Source organism: Actinomadura miaoliensis, from assembly GCF_039536785.1.
Classification (GTDB): Bacteria; Actinomycetota; Actinomycetes; order Streptosporangiales; family Streptosporangiaceae; genus Spirillospora; species Spirillospora miaoliensis.
The window spans coordinates 630,709-655,725 of the sequence record NZ_BAAAZG010000001.1 but is presented as its reverse complement, the minus strand read 5'-3'; the positions used below and the strand labels follow the sequence as shown (position 1 = coordinate 655,725).

Genomic DNA, 25,017 nt, shown 5'->3' with positions numbered 1-25,017 from the left:
GGGTCAGCCGGTGTCGACGACCAGCCAGCCTCCGTGGTGGTCGTCGACCCGGAAGCGGCGGCCCGTGGCGCGCCCCAGGGCGGTCAGGGCGGCGCGGTCGAACACCCGTACATGCCCGTAGGCGGCGGTGGGTTCCTCCTCGTACGGCACGGCCACCACGACCCGCCGCCTGGCGAGCCGCAGCGCCTCCCGCACGACGGCCTCGCCCTGCGCGCCGTCCATGTGTTCGAGGAGGTGGACGGCGGTGACGGTGTCCACGCAGCCGTCCGGCAGCGGCACCCGTACGGCGTCGCAGGTCAGCGTCTCCAGCGGCAGGCCCCGCGCGCCCGCCACCGCCGCCAGGAGCCGCATGGTGCCGCGGGACAGGTCCGAGGCGATCACCCGGCCGGCGGCCCGCTCGGCGAGCAGCAGGGGCAGGAAGCCGAAGCAGGAGCCGACGTCCAGCACCGGGCCCGGCGGGACTAGGTCCAGGGCGCGGCGGTACACGGGGGCGAACCCGGCGATGGACGAAGGGGTGGCGGGCGCGGGCATGCGCCAGTACCGCCTGGTCCGCGCCAGCGTGTTGGCGTAGAACGTGGACCAGGCGGTCAGCGGGCCGTCCACGCAGGTGCGCACGACCCCGGTGAAGACCCGTTCGAAGATGTCGGGGCCCGACAGCCAGCCGGGGGCGAACAGCTCCTCGGCCAGCAGCCCGGCCAGGTCGTTGTCGAGCCGCCCGGGGCGCAGCCAGTGGTCCAGCTCGATCCGGCCGCCGCGGCGGCGCAGGCGGAAGTGCTCCGTCCGGGCCACCGGCGCGGCGGCCGAGGCGGCTGCGTCGGCGACGTCGGCGTCGTCGCGGGGAGGGGCGATGCGGACGACCCGGACGAGGTGGTCCGCGTACACCCCGGGCGGATGCGGCGCCAGGGGGTCGATGCGCCGCGCCGCCGTGGCGAGGGACTGGGCGGGGTCCTTCATGACCGGCCCGCCGCCCTCGCCGCCATCCGGTGGGCCGTGCGTTCCAGCCCGGACAGGTCCGCGACCACGTGCACGCGGTCGCAGTGCTCGGCGTAGCGCGGCAGGTCGCAGGCGCCCAGGCCCCAGGAGTAGCGGGGCTCGGGGGTGAGCCAGACGGTCTCCCGGACCCGGCGCGTGATCTCCTCGAACGCGCCGATCGCCGGATCGTTGCCGTTGCCCCTGCCGTCCCCGAGGACGAGGAGGGTGGTCCGCCTGCCGAGCGCGGGGGAGTGCTCGGCCAGCAGCGCCTCGAACGTCCGGCCGTAGTCGGAGTGCGCGTCGGTGTCGAGCATGCCCCCGTCCGGCAGCCCGTCGAACACCAGCCCCAGCGCCTTCTCCAGGGGGTGCTCGGCGAACAACTCGGTGATCTCCGTGGGCTCGTCCACGAACGCGAACGAGCGGACCTGCCCGAACAGCGCCTGCAGGCCGTGCACCACGTGCAGCGTGAACCGGGCGCTCGCCCGCACCGACAGGGAGACGTCCGCCAGCACCACCAGGCGGGGCCGGTCCTCGGCACGGGTCACGGTCACGGGACGGAACGGCACCCCGTCGTAGCGCATGTTCCTGCGCATGGTGCGGGCGGGGTGGACGCGTCCACGCGGGGTGTCGCGCCTGCGGCTGGTCGGGGCGCCGTTCAGGGACCGGCCCACCCGGCGCAGCGCCTCCTCGAGCCGCGTCCGCTCGTGCTCGTCCACGGCCTCGACCCGCGCGCGTTCGGCGATCCGGGCCGGCTCCACCGCCATGTCCTCCAGCTCGGCGAGCCGCTCCAGATGGCGTTTCAGCAGTTCCGGCAGGTGATCGACGATCCCGGCCAGCAGCGGGTTCGGGTCGTCGGTGCCGTCGGCGCCGCCGTCGGGACGTGCGGGGACGTCGTGCTGTGCGACGGCCAGCTCCGAGTCGATCCGGTGCCCGGTGCCGGGCGCGAGACGCCCGGGGATCCCCGCCCCGTGCAGGCGCTCGATCTCCAACTGCACCGACGGCGTGCCGCCCGGCCCGGCGGCGCCGCCGTCCTGCGACAGGACGATCTCGTCGGTCAGCGAGGTCAGGTCGACCTTGTTGGCCTCCTGGTGCAGGTTGTAGCGCTGGGCGAGGTCCCGCTGGTCGAACAGGTCGCGGATGTCGGCCGGCTTGCCGTGGCTGTGGCCCTGCCGGGGCGTCTGCGACGGCTCGTCGGACACGGTGAACGACTCCAGGGCGCCGGTGTCGGTCAGGCCGTCGTGCTCGTGGCCGTGGCCGTGCCCGTCCGCACCGCCGTCCAGAGGGCGCAGGGAGAAGAACGCCGAGAACAGCTCGTCGAACAGCGCGTCGTCGCGGCGGTCCTTGACCAGGGTGATGCGCAGGGCCTCGCGCAGCGCCGCCCGCCCGTCGAGCACGCCGGGCTGGGCGGCGGCGAGCATGGCGTCCATCGCCTCCGTGACCGACACGCGCATCCCGAACAGCCGGAGCGCGCGCACGAACCGGTGAACCGCGGCCTGCATCCCGCCTCCTCCGGTCAGCCGTTGCGGCGGCGGGTGATCGCGGCGAACGCGCGGGCGCCCTGGCCGCCGCCCGGAGCGGCACGGTGCGCCGGTCCCGCCCCCGGCGCCCCGTAGTAGCCCTCGTCGTGGCGGCCGGGTTGATCCTTGGCGACGCGCACCGCCCGCCCGTCCCCCTCGTCCTGGCCGTTGCCGGAGTGCCCATGCCCATGCCCGTGCCCATGCCCATGCCCATGCCCATGCCCGTGACCGGGTTCGGGAAGGGTGCGGTTGGGGTCGACGAGGCGCGGCAGCACGTCGAGGGCCTGGTCGAGGTCGCGCTCGTACTTCAGCACGACGTTGGCGGTCTCCGCGAGCACCCGCGGGTCGAGTTCCTCGACGCCCAGCATGGCCAGGGTGCGGGCCCAGTCCACGGTCTCGGAGATGCTGGGGTTCTTGCGCAGCCGCAGCTCGCGCAGGCCGCGGACGACCCGGACCAGATGCCGCGCCGCGGCCTCGGGCAGCCCGGTCTCCTTGGCGCGCAGGATCTCCAGCTCCCGGTCGGCGTCGGGGTAGTCGAGGAACAGATGCAGGCAGCGGCGCTTGAGGGCCGCCGACAGGTCCCGCGTGTTGTTGGACGTCAGCACCACCAGCGGCGGGACCTTCGCGGTGAACGTGCCGATCTCCGGCACCGACACCTGGTACTCGGCCAGGCATTCCAGCAGCACCGCCTCCAGCGCCTCGTCCGCGCGGTCCACCTCGTCCACCAGCAGCACCGCGGGCCGCTCGCCGCGAATCGCCTCCAGCACCGGGCGCGGGGCCAGGAAGCGCTCGGAGAAGAACACGCTGTCCTGCTCCTCGATTCGCCGCACCGCCGTGGCCAGGTCCGGGGCGTCCGCGGTCAGGTCGCCGATCTTGTCGCGCAGCATCTGCGTGTAGAGGAGCTGCTTGCCGTAGTCCCAGTCGTACAGCGCGCGGCTCTCGTCCTGCCCCTCGTAGCACTGCAGGCGCAGCAGGCGGCGCCCCGTCACCGCCGCGAGCGTCTTGGCCAGCTCGGTCTTGCCGACGCCGGCAGGCCCCTCCAGCAGGACCGGCTTGCCCAGGCGGGACAGCAGGAACACGGTCGTGGCCAGGCGGCGGTCGGTGATGTAGCCGTGCGCGGCGAACCGCTCGGCGACCTCGTCGACCGAGCCGAACTCCTGCGGCGTGGCGTCGGGATGCTGGGGCGTGTCGGGCACGGCTCCTCCGTCCGGGGATGGGCGCTGGGATCTGGGTGTGCGGGCGGGAGGGGAGGTGCACGGGGCGCCGTTCTCACCTCCCCTCCCACGTGCAGGGGGTGCGGGGTGTGGCCCGACGGCCGGTCAGCCGAGCAGGTCGTCCAGGTCCCCGGTCATGCAGTGCTCGACGACGGGCCGGACCGTCTCGAACGTGCACTCCTTGGCGTTGCCCGGGGTGCAGGCGTCACCGAGGACGTGGTTGGTGATCCGGTCGATGTCGGCCGCGTCGCCCTTGATCTCCTTGGCCCGCTCGTAGAACTTCGTCGGCCCCTGCCCCAGCCGGTTCTTGCCGTAGGTGTCCTGCCGGACGTCCACGAACCTCTCCGGGATGCCGACGTCGCGCAGCAGCCGGATGCCCTCGGCCAGCGCGGCCTCGGCGGCCTGCACCTTGGTCATGCCGTGCGTGTCGACGCCCATCGCCTCGGCGATGTCGGCGAACCGCTCGTAGTGCGCCGGCATGTTGAACGCCCACACCCGGGGCAGCGCGATGGCGTTGTTGAGCCCGTGGTGGGTGTCGTAGAACGCGCTGACCGCGTGCGAGATCGAGTGGATGATGCCCAGGCCGCCGGAGTTGAACGCCTGCGCCGCGATGTACTGCGCGTACATCATGCCCTCGCGTCCGGCCAGGTCCTGGCCGTTCCACACCGCCTGGCGCAGGTGCCGGGCGGTGAGCCTGATCGCGTGCAGCGCGTTGCCCAGCGACGGCTGGAAGTCCAGCCGCGACACGTACGGCTCCGAGGCGTGGGCGAGCACGTCGAACCCGCACTGCGCGGTGTAGTCCAGCGGGCAGTCGTAGTAGAGCGTCGGGTCGTCGATCGCCAGCGTGGCCACGCACGCGTCGTCGAACGCGACGTACTTGTGCGGGTTGTCCGGGTCGGTGGTGGTGTCGGTGATGACGTACGCCCAGGACGTCTCCGACCCGGTCCCCGCCGTGGTGGACACCGCGATGTGCGGCGGGTTCTGCGGGTTCTCGGACTTGTTGAAGCCCTCGAACTCGTTGACGCTGCGGCCGTCGTGCGCCACCGAGACCCGCGCGCCCTTGCAGGCGTCGTGCGAGGACCCGCCGCCGATCGACACGAACGAGTCGCACCTGTTCTCCTGGTAAAGCGCCACGGCGTCCATGACGTTGTAGTCCTTGGGGTTCGACTCGACCTTGTCGTACACCACGACCTCGAGCCCGTGGTACTTCATCGACTCGACGATCTTGTGCACGGTGTCGCTGCCGCGCAGGCCCGTGGTCATCACCAGCGTCCGCCGGAAGCCCAGCTTCTTGGCCTCGGGGCCGATCAGCTCGTGCGCGCCGGGGCCGAGCAGTGCCCGGGGGAAGGGGTGGAACTCCTTGATGGGGAACGGCTTGAGAAGCTCCTCGACTCGCATGGCGTGACGTTCCTCTCCGTGGGGTGGGCTGCGTGTGCTTCACCTTCCGGGACGCGGGGCCGCGCCGGTACCGGTCGTCCGGACGGAAGCGGAGGCGCGGGGGGAGGGGCCGCGCCCCGTCCGACCGGACGGGTTCGGGCCGGTGACCCCCGGTCGCGGCGGCGCACCTGCCCGATCGGAGGGGGACGGGACGGCCGGAAGCAGGGCGACCGCCCGCCGGCGCCCGGCCTAACGTCGTGTCCCGGCCGCCGGACCCACCGGGTTCCGACCCCCGGCCGGCTCACACGTTGGGAGGCATTCCATGCAACGGGACATCCGCGACGCCGAGCGGGCACACGACGCCGACGCCGACGGCGCCGCCGTGGCCGACCTGGACGACCTGACCGAGGAACTGCTGGTCGAGGAGGTCTCCATCGACGGCATGTGCGGCGTCTACTGAGGGCCGGACGATGCCCTCCCCCACATCCTCCGCGGCACGGGCCACGCCCGCCGCTCCGGCCGGCGCCGGAGCGGCGGGCGACGCCGACGCGACCTTCGACCCGGCACGGCCGTACCGGCTGAGCCCGTCGGTCGCGCTGCGGCCCGAGCCGTTCGGAGCGCTCGCGTACCACTTCGGCAACCGGCGGCTCTCGTTCCTGAAGGCGCCCGAACTGGTGGAGCTGGTCCGGACGCTGGAGCGGTACCCCAGCGCCCGGGACGCCCTCGCGGGCGTCCCCGGCGCACGGCGCGGCGCCTTCCTGCGCGCGCTGGCCTCGCTGGCCGCGGCCGGCATGATCGTCCCCCGCTGAGGGGCCCGACGGGAGTGCGGTGATGACCACCCTTCACGACCCTTCGCACGCCGGGCGCGTCCCCGCCCTGGCCGAGCAGTTCACCGGCGGGCTGGCCGCGCCGATCTGCCTGACCTGGGAGTGGACGTACGCGTGCAACCTGTCCTGCGCGCACTGCCTGTCCTCGTCCGGGCGGCGCGACCCCCGCGAGCTGTCCACCGCCGAGATCGAGGCCGTCATCGACGAGCTGGAGCGGATGCGGGTCTTCTACGTCAACGTCGGCGGCGGGGAACCCACCGTCCGGCCCGACTTCTGGGACCTGCTGGACTACGCGATCGACCACCGCGTCGGCGTGAAGTTCTCCACCAACGGGGTGCGGCTGAGCCCCGAGCGGGCGCGGCGCCTGGCCACCACCGACTACGTCGACGTGCAGGTCTCCCTCGACGGCGCCACCCGCGACGTCAACGACGCCGTGCGCGGACCCGGCGCGTACGACATGGCGGTGCGGGCCATGGAGAACCTGGCCGCCGCCGGGTTCTCCGGCTTCAAGATCTCGGTGGTGATGACCCGGCGGAACGTCGCCCAGCTCGACGCCTTCGCCGCCATCGCCGACCGGTACGGGGCGCAGCTGCGGATCACCCGGCTGCGGCCGTCCGGGCGCGGCGCCGACGTGTGGGACGAGCTGCATCCCACGGCCGCCCAGCAGCGCGAGATCTACGCCTGGCTGCTGGACCACGGCGACCGGGTGCTCACCGGGGACTCGTTCTTCCACCTCAACGCGCTGGGCCCGGCGCCGCTGCCGGGGCTGAACCTGTGCGGCGCGGGACGGGTGGTGTGCCTCATCGACCCGGTCGGCGACGTGTACGCCTGCCCGTTCGCCATCCACGACGCGTTCAGGGCGGGCAACGTCCGCTCGCCCGGCGGGTTCGAGCGGGTGTGGCGCGAGTCGTCGCTGTTCGCCGAGCTGCGGCGGCCGTCGTCCGGCGGGGCCTGCGCGCACTGCTCGGCCTACGACGCGTGCCGGGGCGGGTGCATGGCCGCGAAGTTCTTCACCGGCCTGCCGCTCGACGGCCCCGACCCCGAGTGCGTCAAGGGCCACGGCGAGGCGGCCCTGCGGTCGGTCGACCCGGCCGCGCTGCCGCGCCAGGGCAACGACCACTCGCGCCCCACCGTGGCCCTGGGCATGCCCGCCGTCCGGGCCGCCCGTCCGGACCGTTTCTGCGACGAGAGCCCGCTGGCCGGGATGGACCCGGCGCACCCGATGGGAGGGCGGTCATGAGCGGCTGGTTCGAGACGGTCGCGCACGCGCAGCGCCTGGCCAGGAAGCGGCTGCCGCGATCGGTCTACGGCGCCCTGCTCGCCGGCTCGGAGAAGGGCGTGTCCTACGGCGACAACACCGCCGCGTTCGCCGAACTGGGGTTCGCGCCGCACGTGGCGGGCCTGCCGGAGAAGCGCGACCAGACCACGACGGTCATGGGCGAGCGGATCTCGCTGCCCGTGATCATCTCGCCGACCGGGGTGCAGGCCGTGCACCCCGGCGGGGAGGTGGCGGTGGCGCGGGCGGCGGCGGCCCGCGGCACCGCCATGGGCCTCAGCTCGTTCGCGAGCAAGCCGCTGGAGGAGGTCGTGGCGGCCAACCCGCGCACGTTCTTCCAGATGTACTGGACGGGCGGCAGGGACGCGATGCGGCGCCGCGTCGACCGCGCCCGCGAGGCCGGGGTCAAGGGGCTGATCGTCACCCTCGACTGGTCCTTCTCCCACGGCCGGGACTGGGGGAGCCCCCGCGTCCCCGAGCGGCTGACGGTGAGGGAGATGGCGCGTTTCGCGCCCGAGGCCCTGGCCCGCCCGCGCTGGCTGGCCGGCTACCTGCGGTCCCGGACCCTGCCCGACCTGACCACGCCCAACATGGCCGAGCCCGGACGGGCCGCCCCCACGTTCTTCGGCGCGTACGGCGAGTGGATGCAGACCCCGCCGCCGTCCTGGGAGGACGTGCGGTGGCTGCGCGAGCAGTGGGACGGCCCGTTCATGCTCAAGGGCGTGTGCCGGGTGGACGACGCCCTGCGCGCGGTCGACGCGGGAGTCACCGCGATCTCGGTGTCCAACCACGGCGGCAACAACCTCGACTCGACCCCGGCGCCGATCCGCGTGCTGCCGTCCATCGCCGACGCGGTTGGCGACAGGGTCGACGTGCTGCTGGACGGCGGTGTGCGGCGCGGCGGCGACGTGGTCAAGGCGCTGGCGCTCGGCGCCAGGGCGGTGATGGTGGGCCGCGCCTCCCTGTGGGGCCTGGCGGCGAACGGGCAGGCCGGGGTGGAGAACGTGCTGGACATCCTGCGCGGCGGCATCGACGCGGCGCTGCTCGGCCTCGGGCGCTCGTCGGTCCGCGAGCTGACCCGGGACGACGTGGTGATCCCCCCGGGCTTCACCCGGGCCCTCGGCGTGTGAACCGGCCGGAGGGCCGCCGGAGAATGGACCTTGGTCCCTGTCGAGGGTGACGGTGCCGGTGGTGCGCTGAAAGTCCGTACAGGACTGCACCAGGAGCACCATCATGACCCCTACGCGGCCGTCCGGCACCACCGTGCCTCCGGACCAACGGCTGGCCCTTGACGTGCGGCAGGCGATCGAGGCGGCCGTGTGGGCGCCGTCGGTGCACAACACCCAGCCGTGGACGTTCGCCCTGCACGGCAGCCGCGTCAGCCTGCGCGCCGACCCGGACCGGCGGCTGGCCGCGGCCGACCCCGACGGCCGCGAGATGCTGATCAGCTGCGGGGCGGCGCTGTTCACCCTGCGGATCGCGCTGCGGGGGCTCGGATACGCCCCCAAGATCCGGCTGCTGCCCGACCCCGACCGGCCGCACCTGCTCGCGGACGTGCTTCCCGGCGAACCGTCCGCCGACCGGGAGGAGCCCGACCACCTGGTGGCGCACGTGCGCCACCGGCACACCCACCGCGGCGGGTTCCGTCCGACCCCGGTGCGCGCCGCGCTGCTGTCGACGCTGCGCTGGGACGCCGAGGCGGAGGGGGCGCGCCTCATCCAGGCCGTGGAGCCGCACACCAAGGGCGCGCTCGCGGCGCTGACGCAGGTCGCCGAGCACGTGCAGCGGCTCGACCCCGCGTGCGCCGCCGAGGCGGCCCGCTGGGCGCCCGCCCCCGGCAACACCCGGCAGGAGGGCGTCCACCACGAGGCGTATCCGCGTCAGGAGCCGCACACCGAGCCGTACTTCCCCGGCCGCGACTTCGCGCGCGGCTTCGGCTGGGGCGTGCCGCCCGAGGCGGCGTGCCCGGAGGAGGAGGGGGCCCGGCAGCCGGTGACCGGGGTGGTCCTGATGATCGTCACGGCCGGGGACGCACCGGCCGACTGGCTGCGGGCGGGGCAGGCGCTGCAGCGCGTCCTGCTGCGCGCCGCCGGAGACGGGCTGGCGGCCGCCTTCCACACGCAGGCGCTGGAGGTGCCGGAGCTGCGGGCGTTCATCCGGTCCCGCTTCTGCCACGGGCTGCATCCGCAGATCCTGATGCGGCTCGGCGAGCCCGTCGGCCCGGAACTGGTCACCGTGCGCCGTTCCGTCACCGCCGTCATCGTCGACGAGCCCTGAGCCGGCGCCCGACCCCGTCCCCCGCGGCGCACCCCCCGACCCCGAGGAAGACATGTGAACACCTTGGACCTGTCCCGATGGCAGTTCGGGATCACCACCGTCTACCACTTCGTCTTCGTCCCGCTGACCATCGGCCTGTCGGCCCTGGTGGCGGGCATGCAGACCGCCTGGCACCGGACGAGGAACCCCCTCTACCTGCGCATGACCAGGTTCTTCGGGAAGCTGTTCCTGATCAACTTCGCCATGGGCGTGGTCACCGGGATCGTGCAGGAGTTCCAGTTCGGCATGAACTGGTCGGACTACTCGCGGTTCGTCGGCGACGTGTTCGGCGCGCCGCTGGCCATGGAGGGACTGCTGGCGTTCTTCCTGGAGTCCACGTTCCTGGGCCTGTGGATCTTCGGCTGGGACCGGCTGCCGGCCCGGCTGCACCTGGCCACCATCTGGCTGGCCTCGATCGGCACCATGTTGTCGGCGTACTTCATCCTGGCCGCCAACTCCTGGATGCAGCACCCGGTCGGCCACCGGATCGACCCCGAGACCGGGCGGGCCGAGCTGACCAGCATCTGGCGGGTGCTCACCAACTCCACCGCGCTGGTGACCTTCCCCCACGTGATCTTCGCGGCGTTCCTCACCGGCGGCCTGTTCGTGGCGGGGGTGGGCGCCTGGCACCTGGCGCGGGGACGCGACGTGCCGCTGTTCCGCCGGGCGACGCGCGCGGGCCTGGTGTTCTCCCTGGTCGCGGCCATCGGCGTGACCGTGTCGGGCGACCTGCAGGCGCGCGTGATGACCGAGCAGCAGCCGATGAAGATGGCCGCCGCCGAGGCGCTGTACGAGACGTCCGCGCCCGCCTCGTTCTCCCTGTTCACCATTGGCTCGCTGGACGGCGGCGAGGAGCTGTGGAGCCTGCGCGTGCCGCACGTGCTGTCGTTCATGGCCACCGGCGCGCCGGACGGCGCCGTCGAGGGCGTCAACGACGTGCAGCGGGCGTACGAGCAGCGCTACGGGCCCGGCAGCTACACGCCCGTCATCCCCGTCACCTACTGGACGTTCCGCCTGATGATCGGGTTCGGGTTCCTGGCCGGGCTGCTGGCCGTGGCCGGGCTGTGGCTGACCCGGGGCGGCCGGGTGCCGCGCGGGCCGTGGTTCCACCGCGCGGCGCTGGCGGGGATCGCGCTGCCGTTCCTGGCCAACACCATGGGCTGGATCTTCACGGAGATGGGCCGCCAGCCGTGGGTGGTGATGGGCCTGATGCGCACCCGCGACGGCGTCTCGCCCGACGTCGCCACCGGCGAGGTGATCATCTCCCTCACGGTGTTCACGGTGCTGTACGCGGTGCTGGCGGTGGTGGCCGGGGCGCTGATGGCCCGCCACGCCCGGAAGGGACCGCCGCCGCAGGACCAGACGCCCGCCGCCGACGAGCCCCTGCCCGCCTTCTCCTACTGAGCCCGTAGCAAGGCTCGTACCGAGGCTCTTACCGAGCCGCATTCCCGGAGACGCTCATGGAACTGACCACCGTCTGGTTCACGCTGATCGCCGTGCTGTGGACCGGCTACTTCGTCCTGGAGGGGTTCGACTTCGGCGTCGGCGTGCTGCTGCCGGTGCTGGCGCCGCGCCACGGCGCGGCCGACGGCGGCGCGCACGCCGAGACCGACCGCCGTGTCATGATCAACAGCATCGGGCCGGTGTGGGACGGCAACGAGGTGTGGCTGCTGGTCGCCGGCGGCGCCACCTTCGCCGCCTTCCCCGAGTGGTACGCCACCCTGTTCAGCGGCTTCTACCTGCCGCTGCTGCTGATCCTGGTCGCGCTGATCGTGCGGGGCGTGGCGTTCGAGTACCGCGGCAAGGGCCCGGCGTCCGGCCCCGAGGGCGCGCGCTGGCGGCGCAACTGGGACCGCGCCGTCTTCTGGGGCTCGCTCGTCCCGGCGTTCCTGTGGGGCGTGGCCTTCGCCAACATCGTCCGCGGCGTCCCGATCGACGCCGACCACCACTTCACCGGGACCCTATTCACCCTGCTCAACCCGTACGCGCTGCTCGGCGGGCTCACCACGCTCGCGGTGTTCACCCTGCACGGCGCGGTGTTCCTGGCCCTCAAGACCGACGGCGAGGTGCGGTGGCGCGCCCGGGCGCTGCTGACCCGGCTGGCCGTGCCGGTCGCGGTGCTCGCCGCCGCGTTCCTGGCCGTCACCCAGATCGGCCACGGCAGGCCGCTGACCTGGGTCACCGCCGCCGTCGCCGCGGCCGCGCTGCTCGGCGGCATCGCGGCCGGGCTGCGCGGCCGGGAGGGCTGGGCGTTCACCGGCACCGCCGTGGCGATCGCGGCGACGGTCGCGACGCTGTTCGGCGACCTGTGGCCGAACGTCATGCCGTCCAGCACCGACGACGCGTTCAGCCTCACCGTGCACAACGCCGCCTCCTCCCCGTACACGCTCACGGTCATGACCTGGGTCGCGGTGATCTTCACGCCGGTGGTCCTGGCCTACCAGGCGTGGACGTACTGGGTGTTCCGGCGCCGCCTCACCCGGCAGGCCGTCGCCCCCGCCGAGCCCGCCCCCGGGGCCGAGGCGGCACCCGGAGCAGGGGCGGCACCCGGAGCAGGGGCGGCCCGGTGAGACCGCTCGACCCGCGACTGCTGCACCACGCCCGCGCCGCCCGTGCCTTCCTCGCGGGCACGGTGGCGCTGGGCCTGGTCACGACGGGGCTGGTCCTGGCCCAGGCCGTGCTGCTCGCCCGCATCCTGGCCGGGGCGTTCGACGGGCAGGGCGTCGCGGACCTCACCCCCGCGTTCCTGCTCCTGCTGGCCGTGGCGGCCGGACGCGCCCTGGCCGCCTACGGCGGGGAGGCGATGGCCCTGCGCGCGGCCGGCGCGGTCAAGTCGCAGTTGCGGCTGCGGCTGGTGGGCCACGTCCTGCGCTGCGCCCCGGACGCGTCACGGCAGCCCGGCGAGCTGGCGACGCTCGCCACCCGCGGGCTGGACGCGCTGGACCCCTACTTCGCGCGGTATCTGCCGCAGCTCGTCCTGGCCTACCTGACGCCGGTCGCCGTGCTCGCCGTGGTGGCGGGCGCCGACCCGCTGTCCGCCGGCGTCATCGCGGCCACCCTGCCGCTGATCCCGGTGTTCATGATCCTGGTCGGCCTGCACACCCGGGCCCGCACCGAGCGGCAGTGGTCGCTGCTGGAAAAGCTGGGCGGCCACTTCCTCGACGTGGTGGAGGGGCTGCCGACGCTCAAGGTGTTCGGCCGCGCCAGGGCCCAGGCGGCGGTGATCCGCGAGGTGACCGGCGCGCACCGGCGGGCCACCATGCGCACGCTGCGGGTGGCGTTCCTGTCGGCGCTGGTGCTGGAGCTGCTGTCCACGCTGGCGGTGGCGCTGGTCGCGGTGGAGATCGGGCTGCGCCTGCTGGGCGGCGGCATGCCGTACGAGACGGCGCTGCTGGTCCTGCTGCTGGCCCCCGAGGCGTACCTGCCGCTGCGCAACGTGGGCGCCCAGTTCCACGCCAGCATGGAGGGCGTCACCGCCGCCGGGCGCGTCTTCGAGGTCCTGGACGGCGGCGTGCCGGAGGACGGCACCGCCGCCGCTGCCGGCGCCGCTGGCGGACGCGTGCGCCTGGACGGGGTGACGGTGCGCCATCCCGGACGAGATCGTCCGGCGCTGTCCGACGTGTCCCTGGAGGTGGCGCCGGGGGAGCGGCTCGTGGTCGTCGGGCCGAGCGGAGCGGGAAAGAGCACCCTGCTCGCCCTGCTGCTGCGCTTCGTCCACCCCACCGAGGGACGCACCGGCTTCGAGGACGTACCGGCCGAGCGGTGGCGCGAGCGCATCGCGTGGGTGCCGCAGGACCCCTACCTGTTCGCCGGAAGCGTGGCCGACAACATCCGGCTCGGCGACCCCGGCGCGTCCGGCCACGCCGTACGGCGCGCCGCCCGCCTCGCCGGGGCGGACGAGTTCGTCCGGGCCCTTCCCCAGGGGTACGACACCCCGGTAGGCGAGCGCGGCGCGCGCCTGTCGAGCGGGCAGCGGCAGCGCGTCGCGCTGGCCCGCGCGTTCCTGCGGGACGCGCCGCTGCTGCTGCTCGACGAGCCCACCGCCCACCTGGACGGCGAGAGCGCCGAAGGCGTCCGCGCCGCCGTCGAACGGCTCATGGCGGGACGCACGGTCGTGCTGGTCACCCACGACCACGCCTGGACCCGTCTCGCCGACCGGGTCGCCGAGATCGACGGCGGACGGCTCACCATCCGCCGGCCACCGGGCGTGCCGCCGGAGACGGCGGCGGTGATGGCGTCATGACCGTCGTGCCGCCGGCCGCGCGCCGCGCCCCGCTGCCCCGCCTGCTGGCCCTCGCCCGGCCGCTGCGCGCAAGGCTGCTGGTCGCCGTCCTGGCCGGGGCCGCCACGACCGCGGCCGGGATCGCGCTGCTGGGCGTGTCCGGGTTCCTGATCGCCAGGGCCGCCGAGCATCCGAGCGTCACCGCGCTCACCATCGCCGTCGTGGCGGTGCGCGCCCTGGGCGTCAGCCGCGGGGTGCTGCGCTACGTCGAGCGGCTGACCTCGCACGACGTGGCGTTCCGGGTGCTGGGCGACGTCCGCGTGCGCGTCTACCGGACGCTCGCCCGCCTCGCCCCCGCCGGGCTGCGCGAGCTGCGCTCGGGCGACCTGCTCACCCGGCTGGTCTCCGACGTCGACACCGTCCAGGACGTGTTCGTCCGCGGCGTCGTCCCGCCCGCGGCCGCCGCGCTGGCGGGCGGAGCGGCCGTCGGCGCCTGCGCGTTCCTGCTGGCCCCGGCGGCCGGGGCGCTGGCCGCCGGGCTGCTGGTCGCGGGCGTGCTGGTCCCGCTGTGCTCGGTGCTGGTCGCCCGCCGCGCCGCGCACCGTGCCGCGGCCGCCCGAGGACGCCTCACCACGCGGGTCGTCGACGCCCTGTCCGGAGCCCCGGACCTGATCGCCTTCGGCGCCCGGGACCGCGCGATCGCCTCCCTCACCGCCGCCGACCGCGAGCTCACCCGGCAGACCCGGCGCAACGCCTTCGCGCTGGCGCTCGGCGCCGGGCTCGGGACCGCCGTCACCGGCCTGACCGTGTGGGCGGTGCTGCTGCTGGGCGTGGCGGCCGTCGAGGACGGCGACCTCGGCCGGGTCCCGTCGGCCGTGCTCGTCCTCACCGCGCTGGCCGCGTTCGAGGCCGTGGCGCCGCTGCCCGCGGCGGCGGCGCGGCTGGCCGAGACCGGCTCGTCCGCCCGCCGGATCATGGGCGTGCTGGACGCCCCCGACCCCGTGCGCGAGCCGTCCCGTCCGCTGCCGCCGCCCGAGCCCCCGGTCACCGTGCGGCTTCGCGGCGTCCGGGTCCGGTACGGGCCGGACGACCCATGGGCGCTGGACGGCGTCGACCTCGACTTGGAGCCCGGCCGCCGCGTCGCCCTGGTCGGCCCCAGCGGCGCGGGCAAGAGCACCGTCGCGGCGCTGCTGCTGCGCTTTCTCGACGCGCAGGGCGGGCACGTCACCCTGAACGGCCGTGACCTGGCCGCCTACGCCACCGACGACGTGCGCCGGGTGATCGGCGGCTGCCCGCAGCACCCGCACGTCTTTGACAGCACCCTCAGGGAGAACCTGCGGCTGGCGCGTCCCGGCGCGAGCGACGGCGAACTCGACGCGGCCGCCGGCGCCGCACGCCTGCTGCCGTGGATCCGATCCCTGCCCCAGGGCTGGGACACCCCGGTCGGCGTGCACGGCGCCCGCCTGTCCGGCGGCGAACGGCAGCGGCTGGCCCTCGCCCGCGCCCTGCTGGCCGACCCGGCGCTGCTCGTGCTCGACGAGCCGACCGCGCACCTGGACCCGGCGGCCCGCGCGGCCCTGACGGCCGACCTCCTGCGCGTCACCCGCGGCCGGACCACCCTGCTGATCACCCACGACCTGACCGGCCTGGACGCCGTGGACGAGATCGCCGTCCTCGACCGCGGGAGGATCGTGCAGCGCGGCACGCACCGCGACCTGGTGCGCCGCGACGGCCTCTACCGCCGCATGTGGGCCCGGAGCGACGCGGAGGGTCAGTCCTCCCCGCCGCCGTCCTCGTGATCGGCGTCGACCTGCCCGGCGGGCTCGTCGTCGTCCTGGAGGGGACGTCGCGTGGCCTGGTGGACGCGCACGGCCAGGACCGCCCGCGCGAACCGCGCCGCCGTCTCGCCGTCCAGGACGTCCGGCACGTCGTCGAGCCCGATCAGGCCGCCGGGCAGGGCGAGCACCGCGCCGGACTCGCCGGGCCCGCCGACCCGGACCCCGCGGTCGTCGCCGAGGTCCTCGACCGACGGCAGGTCCAGCGCCGAGCGCAGGGTGTCCTGCAGGGCGCGCAGGGCGGCGGCGTCCCGGTCGGCGCGGTCGACGGCGGCGTCCACGCGCTGCTCGGCGCGGTCGGCACGGGCCAGCGCGTCGTCGGCGCGGGCGATGGCGTCGTCGGCGAGCTGCTCGGCGCGGTCGGCGCGCGCGGCCTGCTCGTCGGCGCGGGCGGTGGCGGCGTCGAGCTCGATGGTCAGCCGCTGGTTCTCGCTCTGCGCGGCGGCCAGCTCGGCCCGCAGATCCCGTTCGGTCTTGGCGGCGGCCTCGAGCCGGGCGAAGGCGTCGTCGGCCTCGGCGCGCGCGTCCTCCAGCTCGGCGCGCGCCATGGCCAGCGCGCTCTGCTCGGTGGCCAGCTGCGCCATCAGGTCGTCGCGTTCGCTCTCCACCTGGACGCGGGCCTGGCGTTCGGTGTTCCACGCCGCCTCGGCGCGTTTGCGCAGGCCTTCGGCGTGGGCGGCCTCGTTCGCGGCGGCGGCCCGGGCCTGCTGCGCGGCGCCGGCCTCCTTCCACGCGTTGGCCTCGCTGTTCTGGGCGGCCACGACGCTCGCCTTCGCGGCCGCCATGCCCGCGCGCAGCTCCTCGATCGCGTCGGCGGCCTCCTGCCGGGCCGCCTCGGCGCGGGCCTCGGCCAGCTCGGTGCGGTTGTCGGCCTCGGCGACCGCCACCCGGGCGCTGCGCGCCTCGGCCAGTGCCTCTTCGGCCCTGCCGATGACACCGCGGACCTCGTCGTCCAGCCGCTCGCCCAGCACGGCGGCGGTCTCGGCGAGCTCGGCCACCAGGACCGCCAGCCGGTCGACGTCCTCGGCCAGCGCCCGGACCGGCGCGGATTCGTCGGCGTCGTCGCGGGCCGCCTCCCGCGCGTAGGCGACGCGATGCGCGTCGCCGCAGAACCGGGCGTCGCGTCCCGCCCGGGCCGGGACCGGCCCTCCGCAGTACGCGCAGCGCCGGCGATCGTGCTCCTCGGGGATCACGCCTGCCGTGACCGCCTCCGGCGACAGGTCGTCCTCGTCGACCAGTCCCTCGGCCGGCGGCCGGATGGGCGCCGTCGGTTCCACGTCGCTGGGGAGATGCCCATCCCGGCCGTCTTGATCTCCGTTCACGGGGAGCATCCTAGTAAGACCCGCGGCGCCCGTGTCCGCCTCGGCCGCAGGCCGCCGTCAGCTCGCCTCGGCGAGCATTCCGTGCGGGTCGAGAACGTACTTGCGCGCGGCGCCCTGGTCGAACTCCTCGTAGCCCTCGGGCGCCCGGTCCAGCGGTATCACCGTGGCGTTGACGTTCTCGGCGATCGACACGCGGTCGTGCAGGATCGCCATCATCAGCTGACGGTGGTAGCGCATCACCGGGCACTGGCCGGTGGCGAAGGACAGCGACTTGGCCCAGCCCAGCCCCAGCCGGATGGACAGCGACCCGACCTTGGCGGCCTCGTCGGGAGCCCCCGGGTCACCGGTGACGTAGAGGCCGGGGATCCCCACGGCGCCGCCGGCGCGGACGATGTCCATGAGGGTGTTCAGCACGGCCGCCGGGTGCTCGGTGCGCGCCTCGGCGCCGTGCCCGCGCGCCTCGAAACCGACCGCGTCGACACCGCAGTCGACCTCCGGCGTCCCGAGGATCTGCTCGATCTGGTCCTTCGGGTCGCCCCGCGAGACGTCCACCGTCTCACAGCCGAAGCTGCGCGCCTGGGCGAGCCGGTCCTCGTTCAGGTCGCCGACGATGACCGCGGCGGCGCCCAGCAGGAGGGCGGACGTGGCCGCGGCCAGCCCGACCGGACCGGCGCCGGCGACGTAGACCGTCGAACCGGTGGTGACGCCGGCGGTGACGCAGCCGTGGTAGCCCGTCGGGAAGATGTCCGCCAGCATCGCCAGGTCGAGGATCTTGTCCATGGCCTGGTCCCGGTCGGGGAACTTCAGCAGGTTCCAGTCCGCGTAGGGGACCAGCACGTACTCGGCCTGGCCGCCGACCCACCCGCCCATGTCGACATACCCGTACGCCGACCCGGGCTGGTCGGGGTTGACGTTGAGGCAGATCCCCGTCTTGCCCTCCTTGCAGTTGCGGCACCTGCCGCAGGAGATGTTGAAGGGCACCGAGCACAGGTCTCCGACCTTGACGTACTCGACGTCGGGCCCGGTCTCGACGACCTCGCCGGTGATCTCGTGGCCGAGCACCAGCCCCGCCGGCGCGGTGGTGCGGCCGCGCACCATGTGCTGGTCGCTGCCGCAGATGTTGGTGGCGACGCACTTGACGATCGCCGCGTGCGGCGTCTTGCGGCCCACGTTGGCCGGATTGACGCCGGGCCCGTCCTTCAGTTCGAACGTCGGGTACTCGGTGGTGTGCACTTCCACCTGACCCGGCTTGACGTACACGACGCCCTTGTTGCCTGACATGGCCGTACCCCGATTCTCCTGACCGCCGACGGCTCCCGGCACCCGGGCCGTGGATGCCCGGCGGCCCTCACGCCGTCGCCCCGACCCCTACCCCCTGTGCGCCCACCAACCGCCGCCCCTTCGCCCGGCCTCGCCCCCCTGGGCGGTGCGTTCCGCCGGCGTGACCTGCGGGTTCGTGATCGCGGTCCGGGCCGAGCAGGGGCGGGCGGCGTCTAGGTTCGGGGTGGTCACAGCACGGTAAATCTTGCGGTTCCGGGAGCCGGCCTCTTGACGGATACTCCCACGTTATCCACACTTTTCCTCATGTTCGGTCAGTTCTCCACGGACCCGGTCAGTCGCGATGCTCGCGGCTGAGCGTCATCGGCGGATCTGCGCCGCGCTGCGGGACAAGCGCGTGGTGCGGACCGAGGAGTTCGCCAGGATGCTGGGCGTCTCGGCGGAGACGGTCCGCCGCGACCTGGTCGTGCTGGAACGTCGCGGGTCGCTGGTGCGGGTGCACGGCGGCGCGACCAGCACCGCCGGCGGGTTCGGCGAGGAGGCGTCCTTCGCGGAACGGTCCACGACGGACCGCGAGGCCAAGGTGGCCATCGGACGCGCCGCCGCCGCGCTGGTACGGCCGGGGCAGACGGTGATCATCGACGTGGGCACCACGGCGGTGGAGGTGGCCCGGGCGCTGCCGCAGAACCACCGCGGCATCGTCGCGACCTGCTCGCTGCTGGCGGCCGCGGAGCTGGCCGGCCGGCCGGGCGTCGAGGTCCTGGTGTCGGGCGGCCGGCTGCGCGCCGGCGACCTGGCCTGCTCGGGCGCGCACGCCAACGGGTTCTTCGCCGACCTGAACGCCGACGTGGCGTTCCTCGGCTCCGGCGGGGTGGACGCCGCCGCGGGACTGACCGACTTCCATCTCGACGAGGTGGCCGGCCGCCGAGTGATGATCGCGAACACCGTGCGCTCGTACGTGCTCGCCGACGCGCGCAAACTCGGCCGCGTCGCGCCGCACCGGGTGTGCGGGCTGGACGAGATCGACGGACTGATCACCGACGAGACACCGCCCCCGACGCTGCGCGCCGCCATCGAGGACGCCGGCGGCGCCGTCGTGGTGGCTGGGTGACGCTGCCACGTCACCCAGCCGGATCGCCAACCCCTGATCAACGTGCGAGGAGACGATCGATGGCCGATTCTGCCATGCCGCCGCGCGACGCGGCGCGTCCCAGACCCCCGGTGCCGGCCACGGCGCGCCCAGCGGCGGCGACGGCCTGTCGGAGTTCGGCTACGCGCAGGAGGTGAAGCGCGAGCTGGGCCGGTACGCCTCCTTCGCCGTGGCGTTCGGGTTCGTGTCGATCGCGACCGGCATCTTCACCGCGTACGGCTCGGTGCTCAACAGCTCGGGGCCGATGGGCATCTGGACGTGGCCCGTCGTCGTGGTGGGGCAGCTGTGCGTGGCGCTGGTCTTCGGCGCCCTCGCCGCCCGCATCCCGGTCAGCGGCTACGCCTACCAGTGGACGTCACGGCTGGCCAACCCGGTCCTCGGCTGGATCATGGGCTGGATCTCCTTCACCTTCCTGTCGGTGGTGGTGGTCGCCGTCGACTACACCATCGCCGCGACGATCCTGCCGGTGCTGTTCCAGTACCAGGGCACCAGCCAGAACGCGTGGGTCATCACCGCCGTGGTGCTGCTGCTCCAGGCCGTCCTGGTCGCCCTGTCCACCCGCGTGACGCAGCGCGTCAACAACGTCGCGGTCACCATCCAGCTGATCGGCATGGTGTCGCTCACGGTGCTGCTGTTCGTCGTCGGCGCCGTCACCGGCGCGCTGGACTTCGGCACCCTGTTCAGCACCGCCGACGTTCCGCGCGACGGCTACTTCTCCCTGGGCGGGGCGACGTCCGCCGGGCCGTGGGCGCTGGGCTTCCTGCTGGGCGCCTTCACCATCGTCGGGTTCGAGTCGGCGGCGAACCTGGCCGAGGAGACCAGGGACCCGGCGCGCGTGGTGCCCAAGGCGATGGCGCAGGCCGTACTGGGGCTCGGCGTGCTGGGCATGCTGTTCCTGATCGCGGTGACCGCGCTGGCCGGCGACCCGGCCGCCCTGGCGCGCTCCGACACCCCGGTCGCGGACGTGATCGCCCGCGTCCTCGGCTCCTACGTCGGCAAGGGCCTGCTCGTGCTGGTGGTCGTCTCGATCTTCTCCTGCGGCCTGGTCATCCTGCTCAGCGGCGCCCGGCTGGTCTGGGCGATGGCGCGCGACCGGCGCTTCCCGGGATGGCCGCTCCTGCGCCGGATCAACCCCGCCACCGGCACGCCGATGAACGCCGCCGTGCTGATGTTCGTGATCGCGCAGGTCCTGCTGGCGCTGTTCGCGCGCTCCACGCAGGCGCTGTTCTCGCTGTTCTCGGCCGCGACCCTGCTGCCGGCGATCATCTACGCGGCGACCGTCGCGCTGTACGTCGCCAAGCGGCGGAGCCTGCCCCCGTCCCGCGGCTTCCAGCTCGGCCGCTGGGAGACCCCGGTGCTGGTGCTGGCCGCCGTCTGGCTGGCCTACGAACTGCTGATCTTCCGGGACGCCTCGTTCGCCGAGCCGTGGCTCTACGTCGCGGTGATGTTCGCGCTCGGCGCCCTCTACCTGGCGTACCTGCTGGTGCGGCACGGCACCGCCGGGCTGACCATGCCGGACATGCACGACATCGACAAGGCTCTCGACGACGACACGCCCCCGCCCGCCGCACGGGCCGGAGCCACGGGAGGCCGGCCGTGACGACCGTGCTGGCGATCGACCAGGGCACGTCGGGAACCAAGGCGATGGTCGTCGACGGCTCCGACCGCGTGCTGAGCGTCGTGGAGCTGCCGGTGCGGCCCCGCTACCTGCCCGGCGGCGGGGTCGAGCAGGACCCGGGCGAACTGCTGGACTCGGTCCTGGAGTCCGGGCGGCGCGCCGTGGCCGAGGCGGGCGCGCGCGTCGACTGCGTGACCCTGGCCAACCAGGGCGAGACCGTGCTGGCCTGGGATCCGCGCACCGGCGAGCCGCTCACCCAGGCGATCGTCTGGCAGGACCGGCGGGCCGCCGGGATCTGCGCCGAACGCGACGGCTCCGCCGAGCTGGTGCGCGACCGTACCGGGCTGGTGCTCGACCCGTACTTCTCCGCGCCGAAGATGCGCTGGATCCGGGAGAACCTCACCGGAGACGGCGTCGTCACCACCACCGACAGCTGGCTGGTGCACCGGCTCACCGGCGAGTTCGTCACCGACGCGGCCACGGCGTCCCGCTCGCTGGTCACCGCTCTCGACACCGTCACCTGGGACGCCGAGCTGCTGGAGCTGTTCGGGCTGGCGGACGAGCCGCTGCCGCGGATCGCGGCCTGCGACGAGATCGTGGGCGAGACCACGGCGTTTGGCGGCCCCGCCGCGGTGGGCGGGCTGGTCGTCGACCAGCAGGCCGCGCTGCTGGCCGAACGCTGCCTGGCACCGGGCGAGGCCAAGTGCACGTTCGGCACCGGAGCGTTCCTGCTGGCCAACATGGGCACGGCACCGGCCCGGTCCACCTCGGGGCTGGCCGCCTCGGTCGCGTGGCGGGTCCGCGGCCGCACGTCGTACTGCTTCGACGGGCAGGTCGCCACCGCCGCCTCGGCGGTCCGGTGGCTGCAGGACCTCGGACTCGTCGGCGGCGCCCCCGACCTGGACCGCGTCGCCGCGTCCGACGCCGACGGCGTGCTGTGCGTGCCGGCACTGGCCGGGCTGTCGGCGCCCTGGTGGGCGCCGGACGCCACCGCCTCGTTCACCGGCATGACGCTGTCCACCTCGGCCGGCCACCTGGTCAGGGCGGTGCTCGACGGCATCGCCGCCCAGGTCGCCGAGCTGGCCGACTGCACGGCCCGCGACATCGGCGGCCCGCTGCGGCGGCTGCGCGTCGACGGCGGCCTGACCCGCAGCCGGGTCCTGATGCAGGCCGTCGCCGACCTGCTGCAGGCACAGGTCGACGTCTACCCGTCCGAACACGCCACCGCGCTCGGAGCCGTCGCCCTGGCGCGGGCCGCCGCCGACCCGGCGCTGCCCCTGGCCGACGCGGTCGTCGACTGGACACCCAGCACCGGCTACACCCCGCGTATCGGCCCGGACGAGGCGGCCGGCTTCCGCACACGATGGAGGACCGCCGTGGAAACCTCAGCGATCCCGAAGGAGGGACAGTGACGACCCCGCAGGCCCCGCCGGCCGTCGACGTCGCGGTGATCGGCGCCGGAGTCGTCGGCTCGGCGATCGCCAGGGCCCTGTCGGGCCACCGGCTCGACGTCGCGTTGCTGGACGCCCGCTGCGACGTCGGCGACGGCACCAGCAAGGCCAACACCGCCATCCTGCACACCGGATTCGACGCCACCCCCGGCACCCTGGAGGCACGCCTGGTCGCCCAGGGCTACCACCTGCTCAAGGACTACGCCGACCGCACCGGCATCCCCTACGAGCCGACCGGGGCGCTGCTGGTGGCCTGGGACGACGAGCAGCTGAACGCCCTGCCCGGACTGAAGGCCAAGGCCGAGCGCAACGGCTACACCGAGACCGAGATCGTCGGCCCGGACGAGGTGTACCGGCAGGTCCCGGCGCTCGGGCCCGGCGCGCTCGGCGGGCTGACCGTCCCCGGCGAGTCCATCATCTGCACCTGGACGACCACGCTCGCGCTCGCCACCGACGCCGTCCGGCGCGGAACGCGCCTGCTGCGCTCGCACCGCGTCGAATCCGTCACCGTCGGCGCGGACGTGACCGTCCTGCACACCACCGCCGGGGACGTCCGCGCGCGCTGGGTCGTCAACGCCGCCGGGCTCGGCGGTGACGTGCTGGACGCCCAGTTCGGACATGACCGCTTCCACCTGCACCCTCGCCGCGGCGAACTGCTCGTCTACGACAAGCAGGCCCGTCCGCTGGTCGACCGGATCGTGCTCCCGGTCCCGTCCAAGGTCGGCAAGGGCGTCCTGGTCAGCCCGACGATCTACGGCAACGTCATGCTCGGCCCGACCGCCGAGGACATGACCGACCGCGCCGACACCGCCACCACCGAGGACGGCTACGAGTTCCTGCTCCGGCGCGGCGAGCGCATCATGCCCCGCCTGCTGCGGGAAGAGGTCACCGCCACGTACGCCGGTCTGCGCGCGGCCAGCGACGTGCCCGACTACACCATCGAGGTCGACGCGGCGCAGCGCTACGCCGTCGCCGGCGGCATCCGCTCCACCGGCCTGACGGCCGGCATGGCGATCGCCGAACACCTGCTGGGACTGCTCGGCGAGGCGGGACTGGAGCTGCGCGAACGCACCGGCCTGCCCGACCCGCCGCGCATGCCAAACATCGGCGAGGCGCGCCCGCGTCCCTACGCCGACGCCGACCGCATCGCCGCCGACCCGGCGTACGGCACGCTCGTCTGCTTCTGCGAACGGGTCAGCCGGGGCGAGATCCGCGACGCGCTGACCAGCACGATCCCTCCGCGCGACCTGGACGGGCTGCGCCGCCGCACACGCGCCATGAACGGGCGCTGCCAGGGCTTCTACTGCGGCGCGAACGTCACCGGGATGCTGGAGAAGGCCCTGAAGGAAGGCACGCGATGACCGCGACACGCACTCGGCTGACCCCCACCGTGGTCATCGTCGGAGCGGGCCCGGCCGGGCTGCGGGCCGCCCGGGAACTCGCCCCGGCGGTCCCCGGCCAGGTCCTCGTCCTGGAACGCGAACAGCACGCCGGCGGCATCCCGCGGCACTGCGGCCACACCGGTTTCGGCGTCCGCGACCTCCACCGCGTCACGACCGGACCGGACTACGCCCGCCGCATTGCACGCGACGCCGAACGGGCGGGCGCCGAGATCCGCACCGCCGCCATGGTGACCGGATGGTCTTCTGACGGCGGACTGGAGGTCACCGCCCCGGACGGCCTGTTCGACGTCCACGCCGAGGCCGTGGTGCTGGCGACGGGCGCCCGGGAACGCCCCAGGACGGCACGGCTGGTGCCCGGCGACCGCCCCGACGGCGTCTACACCACCGGCCACCTGCAGAACCTGGTGCACCTGCACCGTCGCCGGCCGGGCCGCCGCGCGGTCATCGTCGGCAGCGAGCTGGTCAGCTGGTCGGCGGTGCTGACGCTGCGCCACGCCGGATGCCGGACCGTGCTCATGACCACCGAACGGCCCCGGGGCGAGGCGTACGCGGTGTTCTCCGCCGCGGGCAGGATCGGCCTGCGCGTCCCGGTCAGCACCCGCACCCGCGTCACCCGGATCATCGGCAAGCGCCGGGTCGAGGGCGTGGAGGTCGAGAACCTCGCCGACGGCCGCCGGAAGGTCGTCCCCTGCGACACGGTGGTGTTCACCGGCGACTGGATCCCGGACAACGAACTGGTCCGCGCGGCCGGTCTCGACCTCGACCCCGGCACTCTCGGCCCGTCCGTCGACACCGACCTGCGCACCAGCCGGCCGGGCGTCTTCGCCGCGGGCAACCTGCTGCACCCCGTCGACACCGCGGACATCGCGGCCCTCGACGGCGCGCACGTGGCCGCGAGCGTCCTGGACCACCTGGCGGGCCGCGAACGCCCCGCCGGCGACCCCGTCCGCATCCTCGCGGAGAGCCCGCTGCGCTGGATCTCCCCGATGACGCACCGTCCCGGCGGCTGCGGTCCCGCCCGCGGGCGGCTGCTGGCCTGGGTGGACGAGTACGTGCCGTTCCCCCGGGTGGTCGTCGCCCAGAACGGCCGTCCCATCGCCGAACGCCGCCTGCCCTGGCCCGCGGCCCCCGGCCGCATGTTCCGCATCCCCAGCGACCTGCTGGACGCGGCCGATCCGGCCGCGGGCGACATCCGGATCTCACTACGCCGGTGAACCGCCGCGCCCCCGCCCCTCGCCG

At 74.3% G+C, this 25,017-nt stretch carries 20 protein-coding genes; 14 read left to right on the top strand and 6 right to left on the bottom strand.

What is annotated here, in order from left to right:
- Window positions 1-3: 3 nt before the first annotated feature.
- The 4 genes from mftM to mdo form a co-directional block, all read right to left on the bottom strand.
- Window positions 4-954, bottom strand: a complete 951-nt coding sequence (gene mftM, locus ABD811_RS03010) for a mycofactocin oligosaccharide methyltransferase MftM (RefSeq protein ID WP_344940257.1) — start codon at window positions 952-954, stop codon at window positions 4-6.
- Window positions 951-2,471 carry a VWA domain-containing protein gene (locus ABD811_RS03005; RefSeq protein ID WP_344940254.1) on the bottom strand — a complete coding sequence of 507 codons (1,521 nt, stop codon included), beginning with the start codon at window positions 2,469-2,471 and terminating at the stop codon, window positions 951-953. The genes mftM and ABD811_RS03005 overlap by 4 nt, the downstream gene beginning before the upstream one ends.
- A gap of 14 nt (window positions 2,472-2,485) precedes the next feature.
- A complete protein-coding gene (locus ABD811_RS03000) occupies window positions 2,486-3,685 on the bottom strand; it encodes an AAA family ATPase (RefSeq protein ID WP_344940251.1) in 1,200 nt (399 codons plus the stop codon).
- A 123-nt stretch (window positions 3,686-3,808) separates the two neighbouring features.
- The gene (gene mdo, locus ABD811_RS02995; protein ID WP_344940248.1) at window positions 3,809-5,101 is read right to left on the bottom strand and encodes an NDMA-dependent methanol dehydrogenase; all 1,293 of its coding nucleotides are present in this window, start codon (window positions 5,099-5,101) and stop codon (window positions 3,809-3,811) included.
- A 301-nt stretch (window positions 5,102-5,402) separates the two neighbouring features.
- On the opposite strand from mdo, the gene mftA reads away from it, so the two are divergent.
- From mftA to cydC, 9 genes are all read left to right on the top strand, one after another.
- Entirely contained in the window at window positions 5,403-5,540 is a 138-nt protein-coding gene (gene mftA, locus ABD811_RS02990; RefSeq protein WP_344940245.1) for a mycofactocin precursor MftA, read from the top strand.
- A 10-nt stretch (window positions 5,541-5,550) separates the two neighbouring features.
- On the top strand, window positions 5,551-5,889 hold the full coding sequence (gene mftB, locus ABD811_RS02985; RefSeq protein ID WP_344940242.1) for a mycofactocin biosynthesis chaperone MftB: 339 nt from the start codon (window positions 5,551-5,553) through the stop codon (window positions 5,887-5,889).
- Between the two features lie 22 nt (window positions 5,890-5,911).
- Window positions 5,912-7,147 (top strand): mycofactocin radical SAM maturase, encoded by a 1,236-nt coding sequence (gene mftC, locus ABD811_RS02980; protein WP_344940239.1) that lies wholly within the window; start codon window positions 5,912-5,914, stop codon window positions 7,145-7,147.
- Window positions 7,144-8,313 (top strand): pre-mycofactocin synthase MftD, encoded by a 1,170-nt coding sequence (gene mftD, locus ABD811_RS02975; protein WP_344940237.1) that lies wholly within the window; start codon window positions 7,144-7,146, stop codon window positions 8,311-8,313. Before mftC ends, mftD begins: the two co-directional genes overlap by 4 nt.
- Window positions 8,314-8,416: 103 nt before the next feature.
- Complete coding sequence (locus ABD811_RS02970) at window positions 8,417-9,460, top strand: Acg family FMN-binding oxidoreductase (protein WP_344940234.1); 1,044 nt, start codon at window positions 8,417-8,419, stop codon at window positions 9,458-9,460.
- 54 nt (window positions 9,461-9,514) lie between these two features.
- Entirely contained in the window at window positions 9,515-10,903 is a 1,389-nt protein-coding gene (locus ABD811_RS02965; protein WP_344940231.1) for a cytochrome ubiquinol oxidase subunit I, read from the top strand.
- Window positions 10,904-10,959: 56 nt separating this feature from the next.
- Window positions 10,960-12,069 carry a cytochrome d ubiquinol oxidase subunit II gene (gene cydB / locus ABD811_RS02960; protein ID WP_344940229.1) on the top strand — a complete coding sequence of 370 codons (1,110 nt, stop codon included), beginning with the start codon at window positions 10,960-10,962 and terminating at the stop codon, window positions 12,067-12,069.
- Window positions 12,066-13,742: a thiol reductant ABC exporter subunit CydD gene (gene cydD / locus ABD811_RS02955; protein WP_344940226.1), complete on the top strand. Its 1,677-nt coding sequence runs from the start codon at window positions 12,066-12,068 to the stop codon at window positions 13,740-13,742. Before cydB ends, cydD begins: the two co-directional genes overlap by 4 nt.
- Window positions 13,739-15,520: a thiol reductant ABC exporter subunit CydC gene (gene cydC / locus ABD811_RS02950; RefSeq protein ID WP_344940223.1), complete on the top strand. Its 1,782-nt coding sequence runs from the start codon at window positions 13,739-13,741 to the stop codon at window positions 15,518-15,520. The genes cydD and cydC overlap by 4 nt, the downstream gene beginning before the upstream one ends.
- Here the strand turns inward: cydC and ABD811_RS02945 are convergent.
- Together ABD811_RS02945 and fdhA are read right to left on the bottom strand one after the other, a co-directional pair.
- On the bottom strand, window positions 15,493-16,878 hold the full coding sequence (locus tag ABD811_RS02945) for a coiled-coil domain-containing protein (RefSeq protein WP_344940220.1): 1,386 nt from the start codon (window positions 16,876-16,878) through the stop codon (window positions 15,493-15,495). The two genes, cydC and ABD811_RS02945, sit on opposite strands and share 28 nt — an antisense overlap.
- Window positions 16,879-16,935: 57 nt before the next feature.
- Entirely contained in the window at window positions 16,936-18,159 is a 1,224-nt protein-coding gene (gene fdhA, locus ABD811_RS02940; RefSeq protein ID WP_344940218.1) for a formaldehyde dehydrogenase, glutathione-independent, read from the bottom strand.
- 340 nt (window positions 18,160-18,499) lie between these two features.
- Between fdhA and ABD811_RS02935 the strand changes: the two genes are divergently transcribed.
- The 5 genes from ABD811_RS02935 to ABD811_RS02915 all read left to right on the top strand — a co-directional run bounded on the left by ABD811_RS02935 (window position 18,500) and on the right by ABD811_RS02915 (window position 24,992).
- Entirely contained in the window at window positions 18,500-19,267 is a 768-nt protein-coding gene (locus ABD811_RS02935; protein WP_344940215.1) for a DeoR/GlpR family DNA-binding transcription regulator, read from the top strand.
- Between the two features lie 172 nt (window positions 19,268-19,439).
- The gene (locus tag ABD811_RS02930; RefSeq protein ID WP_344940213.1) at window positions 19,440-20,906 is read left to right on the top strand and encodes an amino acid permease; all 1,467 of its coding nucleotides are present in this window, start codon (window positions 19,440-19,442) and stop codon (window positions 20,904-20,906) included.
- Window positions 20,903-22,336, top strand: a complete 1,434-nt coding sequence (locus tag ABD811_RS02925) for an FGGY family carbohydrate kinase (protein ID WP_344940210.1) — start codon at window positions 20,903-20,905, stop codon at window positions 22,334-22,336. The genes ABD811_RS02930 and ABD811_RS02925 overlap by 4 nt, the downstream gene beginning before the upstream one ends.
- A complete protein-coding gene (locus ABD811_RS02920; protein WP_344940206.1) occupies window positions 22,333-23,736 on the top strand; it encodes an NAD(P)/FAD-dependent oxidoreductase in 1,404 nt (467 codons plus the stop codon). The genes ABD811_RS02925 and ABD811_RS02920 overlap by 4 nt, the downstream gene beginning before the upstream one ends.
- Window positions 23,733-24,992: an NAD(P)/FAD-dependent oxidoreductase gene (locus tag ABD811_RS02915; RefSeq protein ID WP_344940203.1), complete on the top strand. Its 1,260-nt coding sequence runs from the start codon at window positions 23,733-23,735 to the stop codon at window positions 24,990-24,992. Before ABD811_RS02920 ends, ABD811_RS02915 begins: the two co-directional genes overlap by 4 nt.
- The last annotated feature ends 25 nt before the right edge of the window (window positions 24,993-25,017 follow it).

Bases quoted from the DNA above. Each gene is read 5' to 3' on its own strand.
- ABD811_RS02915 (WP_344940203.1), top strand. From the start codon at position 23,733: ATGACCGCGACACGCACTCGGCTGACCCCCACCGTGGTCATCGTCGGA.
- mftB (WP_344940242.1), top strand. From the start codon at position 5,551: ATGCCCTCCCCCACATCCTCCGCGGCACGGGCCACGCCCGCCGCTCCG.
- cydC (WP_344940223.1), top strand. From the start codon at position 13,739: ATGACCGTCGTGCCGCCGGCCGCGCGCCGCGCCCCGCTGCCCCGCCTG.
- mftM (WP_344940257.1), bottom strand. From the start codon at position 954: ATGAAGGACCCCGCCCAGTCCCTCGCCACGGCGGCGCGGCGCATCGAC.
- ABD811_RS02970 (WP_344940234.1), top strand. From the start codon at position 8,417: ATGACCCCTACGCGGCCGTCCGGCACCACCGTGCCTCCGGACCAACGG.
- mftA (WP_344940245.1), top strand. From the start codon at position 5,403: ATGCAACGGGACATCCGCGACGCCGAGCGGGCACACGACGCCGACGCC.
- cydB (WP_344940229.1), top strand. From the start codon at position 10,960: ATGGAACTGACCACCGTCTGGTTCACGCTGATCGCCGTGCTGTGGACC.
- mdo (WP_344940248.1), bottom strand. From the start codon at position 5,101: ATGCGAGTCGAGGAGCTTCTCAAGCCGTTCCCCATCAAGGAGTTCCAC.
- ABD811_RS02935 (WP_344940215.1), top strand. From the start codon at position 18,500: ATGCTCGCGGCTGAGCGTCATCGGCGGATCTGCGCCGCGCTGCGGGAC.
- fdhA (WP_344940218.1), bottom strand. From the start codon at position 18,159: ATGTCAGGCAACAAGGGCGTCGTGTACGTCAAGCCGGGTCAGGTGGAA.
- ABD811_RS03005 (WP_344940254.1), bottom strand. From the start codon at position 2,471: ATGCAGGCCGCGGTTCACCGGTTCGTGCGCGCGCTCCGGCTGTTCGGG.
- mftC (WP_344940239.1), top strand. From the start codon at position 5,912: ATGACCACCCTTCACGACCCTTCGCACGCCGGGCGCGTCCCCGCCCTG.
- mftD (WP_344940237.1), top strand. From the start codon at position 7,144: ATGAGCGGCTGGTTCGAGACGGTCGCGCACGCGCAGCGCCTGGCCAGG.